Source organism: Kitasatospora sp. NPDC098663 (genome assembly GCF_044760075.1).
In the GTDB taxonomy this organism is placed as follows: domain Bacteria; phylum Actinomycetota; class Actinomycetes; order Streptomycetales; family Streptomycetaceae; genus Kitasatospora.
This window is the reverse complement of the sequence record NZ_JBIWAP010000037.1, coordinates 51,397-68,059: the sequence shown is the minus strand read 5'-3', so window position 1 is coordinate 68,059 and position 16,663 is coordinate 51,397. Positions and strand designations below refer to the sequence as shown.

Annotated in this window: 12 protein-coding genes; 6 read left to right on the top strand and 6 right to left on the bottom strand. The window is 72.7% G+C overall.

From position 1 onward, the window contains the following. Nucleotides 1–140 precede the first annotated feature (140 nt). Complete coding sequence (locus tag ACIQVZ_RS31585; protein ID WP_402454665.1) at nt 141–425, bottom strand: hypothetical protein; 285 nt, start codon at nt 423–425, stop codon at nt 141–143. 215 nt (nt 426–640) lie between these two features. On the opposite strand from ACIQVZ_RS31585, the gene ACIQVZ_RS31580 reads away from it, so the two are divergent. From ACIQVZ_RS31580 to ACIQVZ_RS31570, 3 genes are all read left to right on the top strand, one after another. Beyond that, nucleotides 641–3,604: an AfsR/SARP family transcriptional regulator gene (locus ACIQVZ_RS31580; protein ID WP_402454662.1), complete on the top strand. Its 2,964-nt coding sequence runs from the start codon at nt 641–643 to the stop codon at nt 3,602–3,604. A gap of 471 nt (nt 3,605–4,075) precedes the next feature. Continuing rightward, nucleotides 4,076–4,840 carry a methyltransferase domain-containing protein gene (locus tag ACIQVZ_RS31575; RefSeq protein ID WP_402454660.1) on the top strand — a complete coding sequence of 255 codons (765 nt, stop codon included), beginning with the start codon at nt 4,076–4,078 and terminating at the stop codon, nt 4,838–4,840. Between the two features lie 81 nt (nt 4,841–4,921). Further along, the gene (locus ACIQVZ_RS31570; protein ID WP_402454657.1) at nt 4,922–6,793 is read left to right on the top strand and encodes a SpoIIE family protein phosphatase; all 1,872 of its coding nucleotides are present in this window, start codon (nt 4,922–4,924) and stop codon (nt 6,791–6,793) included. Nucleotides 6,794–6,894: 101 nt separating this feature from the next. Here the strand turns inward: ACIQVZ_RS31570 and ACIQVZ_RS31565 are convergent, their stop codons facing one another. After that, nucleotides 6,895–9,075, bottom strand: coding sequence for an MMPL family transporter (locus tag ACIQVZ_RS31565; RefSeq protein WP_402454654.1), 2,181 nt, complete (start codon nt 9,073–9,075; stop codon nt 6,895–6,897). A gap of 155 nt (nt 9,076–9,230) precedes the next feature. On the opposite strand from ACIQVZ_RS31565, the gene ACIQVZ_RS31560 reads away from it, so the two are divergent. Beyond that, nucleotides 9,231–9,854: a TetR/AcrR family transcriptional regulator gene (locus tag ACIQVZ_RS31560; protein WP_402454652.1), complete on the top strand. Its 624-nt coding sequence runs from the start codon at nt 9,231–9,233 to the stop codon at nt 9,852–9,854. Between the two features lie 21 nt (nt 9,855–9,875). On the opposite strand, the gene ACIQVZ_RS31555 is transcribed toward ACIQVZ_RS31560, so the two are convergent. Then, nucleotides 9,876–10,901 (bottom strand): LysR substrate-binding domain-containing protein, encoded by a 1,026-nt coding sequence (locus ACIQVZ_RS31555; RefSeq protein ID WP_402454649.1) that lies wholly within the window; start codon nt 10,899–10,901, stop codon nt 9,876–9,878. 117 nt (nt 10,902–11,018) lie between these two features. On the opposite strand from ACIQVZ_RS31555, the gene ACIQVZ_RS31550 reads away from it, so the two are divergent. Together ACIQVZ_RS31550 and ACIQVZ_RS31545 are read left to right on the top strand one after the other, a co-directional pair. Next, nucleotides 11,019–11,570, top strand: a complete 552-nt coding sequence (locus tag ACIQVZ_RS31550) for a peroxiredoxin (protein WP_063347991.1) — start codon at nt 11,019–11,021, stop codon at nt 11,568–11,570. Nucleotides 11,571–11,573: 3 nt separating this feature from the next. Then, entirely contained in the window at nt 11,574–12,116 is a 543-nt protein-coding gene (locus ACIQVZ_RS31545; protein ID WP_063347992.1) for an alkyl hydroperoxide reductase, read from the top strand. Nucleotides 12,117–12,191: 75 nt separating this feature from the next. On the opposite strand, the gene ACIQVZ_RS31540 is transcribed toward ACIQVZ_RS31545, so the two are convergent. The 3 genes from ACIQVZ_RS31540 to ACIQVZ_RS31530 form a co-directional block, all read right to left on the bottom strand. Then, nucleotides 12,192–13,583 carry an AI-2E family transporter gene (locus tag ACIQVZ_RS31540; RefSeq protein WP_402454645.1) on the bottom strand — a complete coding sequence of 464 codons (1,392 nt, stop codon included), beginning with the start codon at nt 13,581–13,583 and terminating at the stop codon, nt 12,192–12,194. A gap of 471 nt (nt 13,584–14,054) precedes the next feature. Then, the gene (locus tag ACIQVZ_RS31535) at nt 14,055–14,813 is read right to left on the bottom strand and encodes a transglycosylase SLT domain-containing protein (RefSeq protein WP_402454642.1); all 759 of its coding nucleotides are present in this window, start codon (nt 14,811–14,813) and stop codon (nt 14,055–14,057) included. Between the two features lie 432 nt (nt 14,814–15,245). After that, the gene (locus tag ACIQVZ_RS31530; protein WP_063347994.1) at nt 15,246–16,580 is read right to left on the bottom strand and encodes a PhoH family protein; all 1,335 of its coding nucleotides are present in this window, start codon (nt 16,578–16,580) and stop codon (nt 15,246–15,248) included. Nucleotides 16,581–16,663 lie beyond the last annotated feature (83 nt).

Sequence of the window (16,663 nt, the reverse complement as noted above, 5' to 3'; positions counted from 1 at the left end):
GCACCACGGGCTCGAATCAGCCACCCGAATCAGCCCGATCGAATCGGCCACCGGCCGGCGCGGACGGCAATTGGCGAACGCGAAACGGCCGGTGCCCCCGCGCCCGAACGGGGGCACCGGGGGCACCGGGTCGATCCGCTTTACGGGTGGCCGGAGATGACGCTCTCGGGCTCGTACCGCTTGCCCGGCCCGCCCGTGGCCGGAGCGGCAGGCTCCACCACGTGCTCGGCCTCGTCACCGAACAGGCCGTTCTCGAGCTCGGCCTTCTGGGCAGCGGTCGGCTCGGCGTACCCGGTCGAGTCCGAGGACGCGGCCACCGCACCCTCGACAGCCTTGCCCGCCTCCACAGCGGCCTCCGGGGCCGGGGTCTGCGCCGCGTTGTCGGGCGTCGACGGCACCGGGGTCTCGCTCTGGTCGTTGGCCATTGGGCGGCCGCCTTTCGGTCATCAAATGTGTCCCGCCCGACCTCCGTGGCACGGGCGTGCGGACAGTATCGTAGGGTTGATTAAATGTCCGATAAACATCGTGCGGCTTGCGGTGCCGTCCGGCAGAGTCGGGCGTCCGCCTAAGCTGAAGCACCACGGCGCACCGCCGAACGCGCCCTTCGCGAAATCAACACAACAGGCCATCAGGGGACTTCATGGAGTTTCGGAAGACGCCGCCTGCGCCTGCGCTGCGCTTCCAGGTCCTCGGCCCGGTCCAGGCCTGGCTCGACGGGAAGCCCCTTTCCCTCGGTTCCCCTCAGCAGCAGGCGATTCTCACCGCGCTTCTGCTGCATTCCGGCCGCCCCGTCACCACCCAGGACCTCGTTGACAGCCTGTGGGGCGACCGGCCGCCCGCCCAGGCCGTGGCCGCGCTGCGCACCTACGTCTCGCGCCTACGCGCCGTCATCGAGCCGCGCCGCGAGGTGCGCACGCCCGCCGCACTGCTGATCTCGGTCGCCGACGGCTACGCCTTGCGGATCCCCGGCGACTCTCTCGACCTGACGCGCTTCGAACAGCTCTCCGCCGAGGCCGCAGCCGCCCGGGCCTCCGGCGACAAGCCCGGGACGCACCGGCTGCTGACGCAGGCCCTGGAACTGTTCAGCGGCCGCCCGCTCACCGGCATCCCCGGCCCCTACGCCGAGGTGCAGCGGCTGCGACTGGCCGAACGCCAGGTCGCCGCCTCCGAAGAGCTGTGCACCGCCGCCCTCGACATCGGCCTGCACGCCGAGATCGTCGGCGAACTCAACACCCTCACCGCCGAACACCCGCTGCGGGAACGGCTGCGCGAGCTGCTGATGCTCGCTCTGTACCGTTGCGGACGCCAGGCCGAAGCACTCGGCGTCTACACCGACACCCGCAAGCTCCTCATCGACGAGCTCGGGGTCGAACCCGGAGCCGGCCTGTCCGCGATGCACGCCCGCATCCTGGCGGCGGACCCGACGCTCGCCCTCCCGGCCGTACCTGCCCCGGCGAGCCGCGAGGACGGTCCGGCCGCTCCCCCGGCGCCCGCCCAACTCCCGGCCGACGTATCGGACTTCAGTGGCCGCACCGATCTGGTGAGCGACCTCTCGACGGTCCTGATGAACGCCACCGGCCAGGCCGTGGTGGTGACTTCGCTGGCCGGTATCGGCGGGGTCGGGAAGACCACCCTCGCCGTCCACGTCGCCCACCGCGTCCGCGGCGAGTTCCCGGACGGGCAGCTGTACGTCGACCTGCGCGGCGCCGGCACCTCGCCGGCCGACCCGGTGGCCGTCCTGGGCGACTTCCTGCACGCGCTCGGTGTCACCGACAGCCCCGACTCGCTCGAACAGCGCTCCGCCCTCTACCGGTCGCTGCTCGCCAGCCGGCGGATGCTCATTCTGCTCGACAACGCGCGCGACGCCGAGCAGATCCGACCGCTGATCCCCGGCGTCTCCGGCTCCGCCGTGCTCGCCACCAGCCGTTCCCGGCTGGCCGGCATCCCGGGTGCGCAGTTGTTCGACGTCGAGGAACTGACCCCGAACGAAGCGCTGGCGCTGTTCTCGGCCATCGTCGGCGAGCAGCGGGTCGCCGCCGAACCGGAGGCGGCCATGCAGGTGGTCACCGCCTGCGGGTTCCTGCCGCTCGCCGTCCGCATCGCCGCCGCCCGCCTGGCCAGCCGTCCGCGCTGGAGCGTCTCCGACCTGGCCAGACGGTTAGCCGACCAGCGGCGGCGACTGGACGAACTCCAGCTCGGCAACCTCGCCGTGGAGACCACCATCGGACTCGGCTACGGGCAGCTCTCCACGGACGAGGCCCGTGCCTTTCGGCTGCTCGCCCTGATCGACTCCCCGGACATCCCCCTGCCCGCCGCCGCGGCGTTGCTCGGCGCGAACGAGTACACCGCCGAGGACCTCGCCGAGGCGCTGGTCGAAGCGAACATGCTGGAGTGCTTCACCCCCGGCCGCTACCGCTACCACGACCTGCTCCGGCTGTACGCCCAGCGCCAGAACGAGCGGATCGGGGACACCGAGGAGCAGGAACAGGCAGTACTGCGGCTGCTCGACCTGCTGATCCCGACCGTCCGCAACGCTGCCGAGGCCGTCGAGCCGGACGACCCGCTGCCGGAGCTGCTGACCACACCCGCTTCGCCGGGCCTCGGCCTGCCGACGAGCCGGTCCGCACAGGACTGGCTCCGTACCGAGGGCACCCTGCTGCTCAGCGCCGTCGAGGCGACCGCGAACGGCTCCGGCACCCTGCAGCGCGCGGCGGTCGACCTGCTGAACCTCCTGTTCAGCCTCGACCCGGACCCGACGCGCGGGCCCCGGGTGCGTCGGATCCTGGAGACCATCGGCCGGGCCGCGGAACGTCGCGGCGACTCGGCCGGGCTGGCCCGGGTGTACTTCGCGCTCGGCACCTTGCAGTCCGTCACCAGCGACTTCCAGGAGGCCGAGCAGTCCCTCCGGCTCAGCCTCGACCACCAGGCACCGGACGCCCCGACCGTTCTTCGCATGGCCGCGGCCAACACGCTGGGCTGGACCCTGAGCGTCGGCAACCGCCCGGCCGAGGCACTGCCGTTCCTCGAACAGGCTCTCGCCATCGGCCGGGTGGTCGGCACGGCAATCGGCGAGGCCAGGCTGATCAGCAACATCGCCCGGGTGCAGAACCGGCTCGGCATGACCGAGACGGCGATCCGCTCCGCCCGCGACGGCGTCGCCGTCGCGCGGACGTCCGAGAACGGACCCCTGCTCGCCCAGACCCTCTACCAGCTCGGCGTGGTGCTCTCCACCGGTGAGGCCGTCCCGCACCTGCGGGAGGCGCACCAGCTCTTCCAGTCCCAGCAGAACCCGCTCTGGGAGGGCTACACCCTCGCCCGGCTGTCCTCGGCGCTACTCGCGTCCGGGCAGCACGGGGAGGCGTCCGAAGCCGCCGAGGAGTCGCTCGTGATCGCCCAGGAACTGGACTCCGCCTACTGCCAGGGCCTCGCGAACGCCACCCTCGGCGAGGCGCTGCTCGCGCTGGCGCAGCCCGCGCGCGGACTCGCCTGCCTGCGCGAGGCGCACGCGATCTTCACGCGGCTCGGTGTGCCGGAGGCCTCCCCCGTGGCGGACCTCATCTCCCAACAGCACACCGAGCCTCCCCCATCTTCCCCAGCGCCGTAGGTCTCCGCCCCCCGGCAGAGCCCCCACCCCCGTTGTGCGCGTCGGCGCCCCCGCAGCCCCCCGGCTGCGGGAGCGCCCTCAACGCTTCCCCGGCGCTGGACTCCACTCTGCACTCCGGCGATTGACGTTCGATAAACGCCCGACGGCCCGCCCTCGCCCCGGCGAAACCGCAGGTCAGTCGTTCCGCCACGGCGCGCCAGGCGGCGCGCGGAGCCCGCGCGCACCACCCCAGCCCGCACCGTCGTGCTTCCGCAACCCCGTCCACACCGGCCCAAGCATGACGAGTTGGCTGGAAAGGGACCCCATGGCACAGAGATCACGCATATTCTCAGATGCCAGTACACACACGAGTGTCTGCCGGCAACGTGTGGGCCGGCGAGGCAGGACGGGCGCCGGGGCGGACGGCATCCCGCTCCCGTGCGGCCGCGTGCAGCCGGCCGGAGGCCACGGGTGGAAGGGTGCCTCTCAATCGTGACGACCGGACAGATATCCGACTCGTTCCCCGTCGACGAGGACGCGGGAGACGACGAGCCAGACGTGCGGCGGCGCCGGGCGGCGCGTGCCCTGCAAGCCGTCGCCTTCGACACCATCGGCGCCGGGTACAGCGAGGCGTTCCCCGCCAAGGACGGGCAGCTGGCCTGCGGACGGCAGCTGCTGGCCGAGCTCGAACCCGGCGCGCGGGTGCTGGACGTGGGCTGCGGCACCGGGGACCCGACCGTACGGCAGCTGGTCGCGGGCGGGCTGCGGGTGACCGGGATAGACCTCTCGGACGTGATGCTCTCGCTGGCCCGGCAGGCCCGGTTCCCGGGCGAACACCCGCCGGAGTTCCATCGGATCGACCTGTTCGATCTGGCCACCGAGCGCGCCGGGCAGGTCTGGAACGCCCCCGGGCTGGGGCCGCTGGGCAAGGACGGGTTCGCCGCCGTCACCGCGTTCTTCTCGCTGATCCTGCTGCCGCAGGACGAGATCCCGACCGTGCTCGCGCGGCTGCGCGAACTCCTCCGGCCGGGCGGACTGCTGGCGCTCGGTATGGTCGAGGCGGATCTGGATCACGTTCCGCTTCCGTTCCTTGGCAGAGAGCTGCGGATCAGTGGGTATCTGAGGGAGGATCTGGAGCGGGTTCTCGTCACGGCGGGCTTCGCCGTCGAGGAGTGCTCGGGGCATCCGTACGCGCCGGCCAGCACCATGCTGCCGCCGGAGGAACAGCTGTTCCTGTGCTGTCGACGCGTCGGCTGACCCACCGCACGGCAGCAGGGCCCGCCAGCAGGACACCGCAGACCACCACAGAGACCACACCGAATCCAGGACAGGCAGCCCGTGCGCGACCAGCTCAAGACCGAGGCCGGACAGCCGCCTGCCGTCCCGGGCCAGCGCGCCCTGCCCCTGACACCAGCACCGGCACCGGCACCGGCGCTCCAACCGACCGCGCGCCCGGAGCGCGAGGACGTGGCGGGCCGGCTCGGCTACCTCGACCTGGCCACCCGGCGGATCAACAGCGCGCTCGACCTGTCCGCGACCCTGCGCAACATCGGCCGGGTGCTCGTCCCCACGCTGGCCGACGCCGCCGTGGTCCACCTGCGCGACCCGCTGCCCAACGTCGAACGCGAACCCGGCTTCCCGGACGAGCTGCGGATCCACCACAGCACCGGCACCCGGATCGGACGGCGCGGCCGGCCCAGCGGCGCGGACGACCGGCACCGCTCCCGGTACGGCTCCCGCTCCACCGCCGACACCGGCCCCGCCACCCCGGTGACCCGCGGCGGGGCGCTCGCGCACGCCCTGCTGAGCCGCCGCCCCGCCGAGTCCGCGGTGCTCGGCGCGCCCGGCGCCGAACGCACCGAGGCACTGCTCCGCGAGCTGTACGGCACCCGCGGGCTGGCCCGGCTGGCCGCGGGCACGTCGGTGCTGGCCCTGCCGCTGCGCGGCCGCAAGGCCGTACTCGGCCTGCTGGTGCTGATCCGCCGCCCTCCTGAACGCACCGGCCGGCCCGCCTTCGACGCCGCCGACACCGCGACCGCCGCGCACCTCGCCACCCAGGCGGGGCTCGCGGTGGACACCGCCCTGCGGTACGCCCGCGAGTGGGAGATAGCCAACGAACTCCAGCGCAGCATGCTGCCGTTGCGCCTGCCGCAGCCGCACGGCGTCCGCCTCGCCCAGCGCTACCTGCCAGGCGAGCGCGGCGCGCAGGTCGGTGGCGACTGGTACGACGCCGTGCCACTGCCCGGCAACCGGGTCGCCCTGATCGTCGGCGACGTGATGGGCCACTCGCTCACCTCGGCCGCCATCATGGGCCAACTGCGCACCAGCGCCCAGACCTTGGCCGCCCTCGACCTGCCGCCGCACGAGGTGCTCTACCACCTGGACGAGCAGGCCCAACGACTCGGCCGCGAACAGCACCTGGCGACCTGCGTGTACGCGGTGTACGACCCGATCGCCAACCGGGTGGTGCTGGCCAACGCCGGGCACGTCCCGCCCGTCCTGGTCCGGCCGGACGGAACCGCCGAGTTGGTGGAGCTGGACTCCGGGGCCCCGATCGGGGTCGGCGGGGTGGACTTCAACTCGGTCGAACTGCCCGCCCCGCCCGGCTCGGCCCTGCTGCTGTTCACCGACGGCCTGGTGGAGACCCGCAGCCGCCCGATCAGCGACGGCCTGGAGGTGCTCCGCGCCCGGATCGCCGCCGCCCGCTGGCAGTCGCCCGAGCAACTGTGCCAGGAGGCGCTGCGGATCCTGCCGCCCGGCGACCGCGGCGACGACATCGCCCTGCTGGGCGCGTGCTTCGACGGCATCCCGGCCGGGGACGTCGCGCACTGGTACCTCCAGCCGCGCAACGAGACACCCGGCCGGGCCCGCCGGCTGGCCGCCCACACGCTGCGCCGCTGGGGACTCGGCGAGCTCAGCGAGGCGACCGAGCTGATGATCAGCGAGCTGGTGACCAACGCCGTCCAGCACGCGACCCGCCCGGTCACCCTGAGCCTGGTGCGCACCACCCGGCTGCGCTGCGAGGTCGGCGACGACAGCCCGCTGCTGCCGCGGCCGCGCCGTACCGGGCCGGAGGACGAACGCGGTCGCGGCCTGCAGATAGTGGCCCGGTGCGCGGACCGCTGGGGCGCCACCCGGCTGGGCACCGGCAAGGTGGTCTGGTTCGAGCAGCGACTGCCCCAACCGCCCGTCGAGCCACGGCTGCCATAACCGCCCGCGGCCGCCCGTCGAACAGCGGCTCGCCCGTCGAGCCGCGGCTGGTGTGACGCACGGGCGCCCGACGGGAGCGGCCCGCCGAGCGCCCTGGTGGTTCAGACCCCGACCGGCTCCTTCGCCGGCCGCTGCTCCAGCCGCGCGATCAGCTGCTCGCCCTCCATGTCGACCCGCGGCACCACCTTCTCCAGCCGCTTCGGGAACCACCAGGCGGCCTTGCCGAACAGCGCCATCGCGGCCGGCACCAGCGCCATCCGCACCACGAAGGCGTCCACCAGCACGCCCACCGCGAGGGCGAAGCCGATCGGCTGCACGATCGGGTCGTGGCCGAAGACGAACGAGCCGAACACCGACACCATGATCAGCGCCGCCGCCGTGACCACCCGGGCGCCGCCGCGCACCCCGGCCACCACGGCGTCCCTCGGCGCCTTCCCGTGGACGTACTGCTCCTTCATCCCGGAGACCAGGAACAGCTCGTAGTCCATCGCCAGCCCGAACAGCACGCCGATCAGCAGGATCGGCACGAAGCTCACCACCGGCCCGACCTTCGGCACGTCGATCAGGCCGTCCAGCCAGCCCCACTGGTAGACCGCGACCACCGCGCCGAGCGAGGCGGTGATGCTGAGCAGGAAGCCGGCCACCGCCTTGAGCGGGACGAGCACCGAGCGGAACGCCAGCGCCAGCAGCACCACCGCGATGCCGACGATCACCGCGAGGAACGGCGGCAGTGCCTGGCCGAGCTTGGTGGAGACGTCGATGTTGGCGGCGGTGGTGCCGGTGACGGCGATGTCCGCGCCGGTCGAGGCCTTGAGCGGCGCGCGCTGGTCGCGGATCTCGTTGACCAGCGTCCTGGTGCCGGCGTCGTCCGGTCCGGTCTGCGGGATGACGGTGAGCAGGGCGGTGCTTCCGGCCCGGTCGACGGCCGGGGGCAGCAGTGTCCGCACGCCCGGCAGGGTCTGCAGCCCGGCCGCCACCCCCTGCACCGCCTGCTCCGGCTGCGGCGCGCCCCCGGCGTCCACGACGACCACCAGCGGCGCGTTGAAGCCAGGCCCGAAGCTCTCGCCGACCAGGTCGTAGGCCTTGCGCGCATCGGTGCCGGCGGCCTGCGAACCGCCGCCCGGCAGGCCGAGCTGGAGGCTGGCGGCGGGCACCGCGAGCAGGCCCAGTCCGGCCAGTCCGACGAGCAGCACGGCCAGCGGGCGGCGGACCACGAAGCGGCCCCAGCGCTCGCCCAGGGTGGTGCGGCCGCCGGTGCGCAGCGCCCGCTTCCAGACCGGCAGCCGGTCGATGGCGCGGCCGGCGAAGCCGAGCAGCGCGGGCAGCAGCGTGATCGCGACCAGGACGGCCACCACGACGGCGCCGGAGGCGGCCAGGCCCATCACGGTCAGGAAGGGGACGCCGGCGACCGCGAGCCCGGCGAGCGCCACGACGACGGTGAGACCGGCGAAGACGACGGCGCTGCCGGCGGTGGCAGTGGCGCGGGCGGCGGCCTCGTCCGGCTCCAGGCCCTCGTCCAGGTGGCGGCGGTGCCGGGAGAGGATGAACAGCGCGTAGTCGATGCCGACGGCGAGACCGACCATCAGGGCCAGCACCGGCGCGGTGGTGATGATCTCGAACGAGCCGGACAGCGCCATGATCGCGGCCATCGCCACGCCGACCCCGACCAACGCGGTCAGCAGCGGCAGCCCGGCGGCGACCAGCGAGCCGAGGGTGACCACCAGGACCACTCCGGCCACGGCCAGACCGATCGCCTCGCCGCCGTCGACCTGTGCCATCCGGTTGTACGCGTCGCCGCCGAAGGCGACGTCCAGCCCGGCCGCGCGGGCCGGTTCGGCGGCGGCCTTGACGGCCTCGCGCTGCTGGTCGGTGACGTCGGCGAGCTTGTGGTCGAAGGAGACCAGGGCGATCGCGACCCGGCCGTCCGGCGAGACGGCGTGGGTGGCGTACGGGTCGGGCACGGCGGCCACGCCGGGGACGGCGGCGATCCGGGCGACCGCCTCGCTGACCGCCCTGCCCGCCTCGGGCGTGGTGGCGCCACCGGGCGCGGGGGCCGCGAAGACGACCTGGGCGGAGCCGTGGCCCTGCTCCGGGAAGGTGTCCTTGATCCGGTCCAGGGTGGTCTGCGCCTCGGTGCCCGGCACCTTGAACTCGTCGCTGGTCTTGCCGGCGAAGGCACCCGCGGCCCCGCCGATCGCGATCAGCACGGCGATCCAGACCGCCAGCACCGCCCGCCGTCTCCGGAAGCAGTAGCGGCCCAGTCGGTAGAGGTACGTGGCCATGGGTGACCCCTCGGTCAGGTCGTCGGGCAGGCAGGTGCCTGAACAGGTCTCGACCCACCGTACGCGCAACCTTGTCAGGTGACAAAGTTGGTCGACAGAATCGAATGACAGAATCGTTCGACGCAGTTATCCGACCATGGCGATACCCTGGCTGGATGGCTCATGTCCCCGCCTCCGAACGCCGACCGCAACTGGTCCAGGCCGCCATCGACCTGATGACCCGGGAGGGGGTCGCCGCCGGCAGCACCCGGGCGATCGCGGCCGAGCTGGGCGTGGCGCAGGCGACGGTGCACTACACCTTCGGCACCAAGAAGGACCTCTACCGGGCCGTCGTCGAGCAGCTGACCGCCGAGTTCATCGGCCACGTCCGCGCCGCCTACCCGGGCGACGGCTCCTTCGGCGAGCAGGTCGCCACCCTGGTCCACGCGCTCTGGGAGAGCTCGACCGGCACGGACGGGCGCTGCGTGCTGCTGAGCGAGTTCGCGGCGCTGGCGACGCGCGACCCGGACCTGCAGGAGATCATGCGGGCGCTCCAGCACGGGATCGAGCGCACGGCGGCGGAGATGCTCACCGCCCTCGCCGAGGCGCACGGCCTCGAACTGGCCACGCCCGCCGAGGAGATCTCCGTCCACTTCCTCACCGGCTTCGACGGCCTCACCGACCGCTACCTGGCCCTGCGCGCGCCCGGCGAGCAGCCCGACCACGACACCCTGCGGGCCCTGAACCTGCTGGTGGCCACCACCGTCGGGCTCTGCCTCGGCGCCCCGGCGAAGCCGTGACCCCATGACTCCGCAAGGCCGCTAGGACGCGATCCGGACCGGGAGTTCGGCCAGCACCTCGCGCAGCGCGGCCGCGAAGCGCTCGTACTCGGCGCTGCGGGCCGAACCCGGCCGGGTGGCCAGCCCGATCCGGCGTCCGGGGGCCGGGGCGGCGAAGCGGACGGCGGCCAGCCGGTCGGTGCGGCCGGCCTCGACGTCCAGCGCGGTGGCGGGCAGCAGCGTCACGCCGAGGCCGCCGGCGACCAGTTGGACCAGCGTGGACAGGCCGGCCGCGCGGGTGGTGGAGCCCCCGGGATCAACGCCGACCTCACGGCAGATGTCGAGGGCCTGGTCGCGCAGGCAGTGGCCCTCCTCCAGCAGCAGCACGTCCAGGTCGAGCAGCACGTCGCGCGGGACGTCGATCCGCCCGGCGAGCGGGTGGTCGGGCGGGGTGACCAGGACGAAGTCCTCGTCGAACAGCGGGATGTCGCGGGTCGGCGAGGTGCCGCCGGCCGGGAGCGCGAGCAGCAGGACGTCCAGCCGTCCGGCGGCCAGCCCCTCCAGCAGCGCGGGGGTGCGCTCCTCGTGGACGTGCAGTTCCAGCTCCGGGAAGCGGTCGCGGACCAGCCGCAGCACGGTGGGCAGCAGGTAGGGCGCGACGGTCGGGATGACGCCGAGGTGCAGCGGCCCGGTGAACGGGCGGCGGGCGGCCTCGACCTCCTCGGTGAGGGCTTGCAGCGAGGCGAGCACCCGGCGTGCGTGCTCGCGCACGCGCTCACCCAGGGGGGTGATAATCACTCTGCGCGTCGTACGCTCGACCAGCTGCGCGCCCAGCGACTCCTCCAGCGCCGCGACCGCCCCGGACAGGGCCGGCTGGCTGGTCCCGGTGGCAGCGGCGGCCTCCCGGAAGTGCCGGTGCTCGGCGACCGCGAGGAAGGCCTTGAGCTGGGCGACGGTCGGCGCCCGGGGGCTGCGGACTGTGGCGCTCGCCACAGCGGTCTCGGGTTTGGCGGCGGCGGCCCTGCGGGGGCGGGGCCGCGACGTGGGCGGTTCGGTACTGATAGCCATCTCCGATCAGACACATCAAGTGTAGCTATTTCCCTGATCAGTCCACGATGTGGAAACGTAGGGCGTGTCCGGAATCCGGACAAAACTCCCCTCAGTCTCACTTCAGGAGAAGCGAACGTGCTCACGATCGGTGACAAGTTCCCCGAGTTCGAACTCAACGCCTGCGTCGACCTGGACGCCGCGAACGCCTTCGCCGAGATCAACCACAAGTCCTACGAGGGCAAGTGGAAGATCGTCTTCTTCTGGCCGATGGACTTCACCTTCGTCTGCCCGACCGAGATCGCCGCGTTCGGCAAGCTGAACGACGAGTTCGCGGACCGCGACGCCCAGATCCTCGGCGTCTCCGGCGACTCCGAGTTCGTGCACCACGCCTGGCGCAAGGACCACAAGGACCTGCGCGACCTGCCCTTCCCGATGCTGGCCGACGTCAAGCACGACCTGATGCGTGCCTGCGGCGTCGAGGGCGCCGACGGCACCGCCCAGCGCGCGGTGTTCATCGTCGACCCGAACAACGAGATCCAGTTCGTCATGGTGACCGCCGGCTCCGTCGGCCGTAACCCCAAGGAGGTCCTGCGGGTGCTGGACGCCCTGCAGACCGACGAGCTGTGCCCGTGCAACTGGACCAAGGGCGAGGACACCCTCGACGCCCAGGCCCTGCTGGCGGGCTGACCCATGGCCCTCGACGACCTGAAGGCCGCCCTCCCGGACTACGCCAAGGACCTCAAGCTCAACCTGGGCTCGGTCATCGGCAACTCCGACCTCCCCGCCCAGCAGCTCTGGGGCACCGTGCTGTCCTGCGCGATGGCCACCCGCAGCGCCGCCGTGCTGCGTGAGCTGGAGCCCGAGGCCAAGGCCAACCTCTCCCCGGAGGCGTACACCGCCGCCAAGGGCGCGGCCGCGATCATGGGGATGAACAACGTCTACTACCGGACGCTGCACCTGCTCTCCGACAAGGAGTACAGCACGATGCGGGCCGGTCTGCGGATGAACATCATCGGCACCCCGGGCGTCGAGAAGGTCGACTTCGAGCTCTGGTGCTTCGCCGTCTCGGCCATCAACGGCTGCGGCCAGTGCCTCGACTCGCACGAGGCCGTGCTGCGCAAGGCCGGTGTCGAGCGCGAGGTCGTCCAGGCCTCGATGAAGATCGCCGCCGTCCTCCAGGCCGTGGCGGGTGTCCTCGACTCCGAGGCCGCCCTCGCCGCCGCCGGCGCCTGACGGACCCCGCACCAACGCCGACGGGCCCTCCCGGACACCACGTCCGGGAGGGCCCGTCGGCGTTGCGCTTCGGCCTCAGCCGTCCGCGGCCGGGGCGGCGGAGGTCCGGCCCGCGGCCTCGCGGGCGGCCTCCATGGCGGTGAAGACGGCCTGGCCGGCCTCGTTGCGCCGGCGTAGGTGGGTGATCACGGTGTTGGTGACGGCGATCAGCGGGACGGCCACCACCGCACCGCCGATGCCGCCGATGATGCCGCCGGCCGCGACGCCGAGGACGACGCCCAGCGGGTGCACCCGCACGGCCCGGCCGAGGATCAGCGGCTGCAGGATGTGGCTCTCGATCTGCATCACCGCGACCAGCACGATCAGCACCATCAGCGCCGTCCACGGCCCCTCGGTGACCAGGGCGATCAGCATCGCGACCGTGCCGGTGACGAGTGCGCCGACCAGCGGGACGAAGGCGCCCAGGAAGATGATCACGGCCAGCGGCATCGCCATCGGCACGCCCAGCAGATCGATGCCGATGCCGATGCAGACCGCGTCGATGAAGGCCACGCAGACGGTGCCGCGCACGTACGCGGTGAGCGTCGCCCAGGCCTTCGGGCCGGCGCCGGCCATGGCGAAGCGGGAGTGCCGGGGCAGTCCGCGCAACGCCCAGTTCCAGATTCGCGAGCCGTCGTAGAGGAAGAAGAAGGTGGTGAAGAAGGCCAGCGCCACGGCGGTCAGCACCTCGACGGCGATCTGCGCGCCGGTCAGGCTGGCCGAGGTGATCTGGTCGGTGTTGGTGGTGATCGCCTTGCCGATCTGGTCGGCGTAGTCGTTGATCTGCTGCTGGGTCAGGTGCAGCGGCCCGGTGCTCAGCCAGTCCCGCAGTTGGTCGACGCCGTCCTTCACCTTGCTGGTGACCGTCGACAGGTTGGTGGACACCTGCCAGACCACGAACCAGCCGACCAGCCCGATTCCGGCCAGACCGCTCAGGAACACCCCGCCCGCCGCCAGCGAGCGCGGCACCCCGTGCCGGCGCAGCCAGGAGACCGTCGGCTCCAGCAGTGCGGAGATCAGCAGCGAGGCCAGCACCGCGAAGGCGACCAGCCGCAGCATGTCGACGATGTAGAAGACGACGTAGAGCGCGCCGCCGAGCAGCAGCAGCCGCCAGGTCGACTCGGCGGCCACCCGCAGCCCCCAGGGCACGGCCTCGGCCGGGGTGGCGGGCCGACCGGGGTGGTACTCCCGTGCCAGGCCGGGCGGTGCGGCCGGCGCGGGGGCCGCCGGGGCGGCGGCCGGCACCGCGGCGGGTTCGACCCGCGGGGCCGGCACCGGATCGGGCGCCTCGGCCAGTGCGGGGACGGCGAGCTCGTGCGGGTCGGCCGCCATCGCGGCACGCCGGCGCCGTTCGATCACGGCGGCCGCGCTCGCCACCACGGCCATGCCCTTGGCCACGGCCTTGAAGGCCTTTCCGCCCCGCGCCATCCTCGCTACCACCGCTCCCCTGCTGAGCCGCCGTGCCCGGCGGTACGCCGTGGGTCCCGACACGGCCGTCAGGGATGACGCTACCCGGCGGCGGGGCGGCGAGTCCGGCCCCCGCCGGGTTCGGCTCGAACAACCTCGTCATCAAACCGGGGCAAAACGCCAGGTTTCAGATGGTTTCGGACCGGAACCGCTGGGGAGGAGTCGAAACGGGGCGCCCGGGGAGAGCGTGGCCTCGGACCACGGACCAACTGTCGGCGGACCGGCCGGCGCGGGAAGCAACCAGGACCCCTTCCCGCGCCCCGCGTCCGCACCGGGCCCGCACCGCCCGCAGGCGCACTGGTCAGCGCAGCCCGGGCGGCGCGGCCCGACCCGGCTCCCGGTGGGCGGGAACGCGACGGCCCCCGGTCGCTCGTCGGGCGAGACGAGCGGCCGGGGGCCGTACCGGAGTCCACCGCCGGGCGGTGGCGGCTCCTAGTACCAGTTGTGCGACTGCCAGAACGACCAGGCGCCACAGGGGCTGCCGTAGCGGCTGTTCATGTAGCCCAGGCCCCACTTGATCTGGGTGGCCGGGTTGGTGCGCCAGTCGGCGCCGGCCGAGGCCATCTTGGTGCCGGGCAGCGCCTGGACCAGGCCGTACGCGCCGGAGCTCCGGTTGGTCGCGGTGTAGTCCCAGCCGCTCTCGCGCTTCACGATCTGGCTGAAGCACTGGAACTGGGCGTCGTCACCGACGACCTGCCGGGCGATGTCCTGGACGGATCCGGGGCTGACCGAGACCGGCGGGGCACTGTTGTCGGTGGCGGCCATCGCCGAACGCGCCTTGGAACGGTTGGCAGCGGCCTCGTCGGCCTTGCGCTTGTCCTCGGCGGCCTTGGCGGCCTTGTCCGCGTCGGCCTTGGCCTGGGCATCGGCCTTCGCCTGGGCGTCCGCGGCGGCCTTCTGGCGCGCGGCCTCCTCGGCGGCCTTCTGCTCGGCGGCGGCCTTGGCCGCGGCGTCGGCGGAGGCCTGCTGGGCGGATGCCTGCTGGCCGATGTTGTCACTGATGGTCTGCGCCTGGGAGCCAGAGGGGACTTCGGCAAGCAGGGTCGCGCCCGCGACGTCGACCGTCTGCGTCGTCTTGCCCTCGCTGCCCGAGGCCACACCCACGACGGCACCGACAGCGGTGACGGCGGTGGCGGAGGCCACAGCGACTCCCCGGACCGAGATCCGAGTCACATGGATTCCTTCCAGCATGCCCACGCGTGACCGTGCGGGCGCAACATACCCCTTGGCACTGACCTCCGCAGGTGCTCTGGTCACGGGAGGTGCTGGCCCGGCGTCCGGCCGAGGTGAGGCGACCGGGCGTTGGAATCGGGCGGCGTACGGCTCATCGGTCTTCAATTGTGCGCCCACCGACCGGAGTTGGTGGACCATTCGGGGCCGGACCCGTGGAGTCCGAAAGCCCTGCCACGCCGTACGCGGGGCCTGACAGAACCCTCACCATGCCGCACCGGACGCTGTCGACGCAATTCCCGTTCGCGTGGCGCACGTCACATTCACCGCACGGGAGTTCTTCGGACGGAAAGCACTCGATGTGATGAAAGGGATGAGGGCCCGCCCCGTCAGGAGCGGGCCCCACATCAAGAGTTGACCGTATTGTCCGACTATGTCCTGGTCAGGGACGGATCACGGGTGGATGTCCTCCAGCATCTCCGTGACCAGCGCCGCGATCGGCGAACGCTCCGAGCGGGTGAGCGTGATGTGCGCGAAGAGCGGATGCCCCTTCAGCTTCTCCACCACCGCCACCACGCCGTCGTACCGGCCCACCCGGAGGTTGTCGCGCTGCGCCACGTCGTGGGTGAGCACCACCCGCGAACCCTGGCCGATCCGGGACAGCACCGTCAGCAGGACGTTCCGCTCCAGCGACTGGGCCTCGTCCACGATCACGAAGGCGTCGTGCAGCGAGCGGCCCCGGATGTGGGTCAGCGGCAGCACCTCCAGCATCCCGCGCGAGATCACCTCCTCGATCACGTCCGGGGTGGTGACGGCGGAGAGGGTGTCGAAGACCGCCTGCGCCCAGGGGCTCATCTTCTCCGTCTCGGAGCCCGGCAGGTAGCCGAGCTCCTGCCCGCCGACCGCGTACAGCGGCCGGAAGACCATCACCTTGCGGTGCTGCCCCCGCTCCAGCACCGCCTCCAGCCCCGCGCACAGCGCCAGCGCGGACTTGCCGGTGCCCGCCCGGCCGCCCATCGAGACGATGCCGACGTCCGGATCGAGCAGCAGGTCCAGCGCCACCCGCTGCTCGGCGCTGCGCCCGCGCAGTCCGAACGCCTCGCGCTCGCCGCGCACCAGCCGGACCCGGCCGTCACCGGTCACCCGGCCGAGCGCCCGGCCGCGCTCCGAGGTGAGCACCAGCCCGGTGTGCACGGGCAGCTCGTCCGCCCCCTCGACGTCCACGGCGGCGTCGTGGCCGGCCGCGAACAGCGCGTCCACCTGCTCCGCCGGGACGTGCAGCTCGGACATCCCCGTCCAGCCGGAGGTGATGGCGAGCTCGGCCCGGTACTCCTCGGCGAGCAGGCCCACCGAGCTGGCCTTGATCCGCAGCGGCAGGTCCTTGGAGACGACCGTGACGTCGTACCCCTCGGCCTGGAGGTTGCGGGCGACCGCGAGGATCCGCGAGTCCGCCTCGCCGCCGCCGACCCGGTAACCGGCCGGCAGTATCGACAGGTCGGAGTGGTTGAGCTCGACCCTGATGGTGCCGCCGAGCTCGCCGACCGGGATCGGCTCGTCGAGCCGTCCGTGGCGGATGCGGTAGTCGTCGAGCAGTCGCAGCGCCTGGCGGGCGAAGTAGCCCAGCTCCGGGTGGTGCCGCTTGGCCTCCAGCTCGGTGACGACCACCACCGGCAGGACGACCTCGTGCTCCTCGAAGCGGGTCATGGCGAGCGGGTCCGCCAGGAGCACGCTGGTGTCGAGAACGTACGTGCGCCGGTCTGGCGTCCGGCGGCTCTTGGAACTGACCACTAGGCCTCCAGAGCGGATGACCCTGCGTCATCCGCGGCAAGCCGGCCCCCGCTGCCCCGGTGGCCTCGGGACCGGACTGCCTG

Coding starts and splice junctions, on each gene's coding strand:
- ACIQVZ_RS31585 (WP_402454665.1), bottom strand. CDS start 425: ATGGCCAACGACCAGAGCGAGACCCCGGTGCCGTCGACGCCCGACAAC.
- ACIQVZ_RS31580 (WP_402454662.1), top strand. CDS start 641: ATGGAGTTTCGGAAGACGCCGCCTGCGCCTGCGCTGCGCTTCCAGGTC.
- ACIQVZ_RS31565 (WP_402454654.1), bottom strand. CDS start 9,075: ATGGCCACGTACCTCTACCGACTGGGCCGCTACTGCTTCCGGAGACGG.
- ACIQVZ_RS31560 (WP_402454652.1), top strand. CDS start 9,231: ATGGCTCATGTCCCCGCCTCCGAACGCCGACCGCAACTGGTCCAGGCC.
- ACIQVZ_RS31555 (WP_402454649.1), bottom strand. CDS start 10,901: ATGGCTATCAGTACCGAACCGCCCACGTCGCGGCCCCGCCCCCGCAGG.
- ACIQVZ_RS31545 (WP_063347992.1), top strand. CDS start 11,574: ATGGCCCTCGACGACCTGAAGGCCGCCCTCCCGGACTACGCCAAGGAC.
- ACIQVZ_RS31540 (WP_402454645.1), bottom strand. CDS start 13,583: ATGGCGCGGGGCGGAAAGGCCTTCAAGGCCGTGGCCAAGGGCATGGCC.
- ACIQVZ_RS31535 (WP_402454642.1), bottom strand. CDS start 14,813: ATGCTGGAAGGAATCCATGTGACTCGGATCTCGGTCCGGGGAGTCGCT.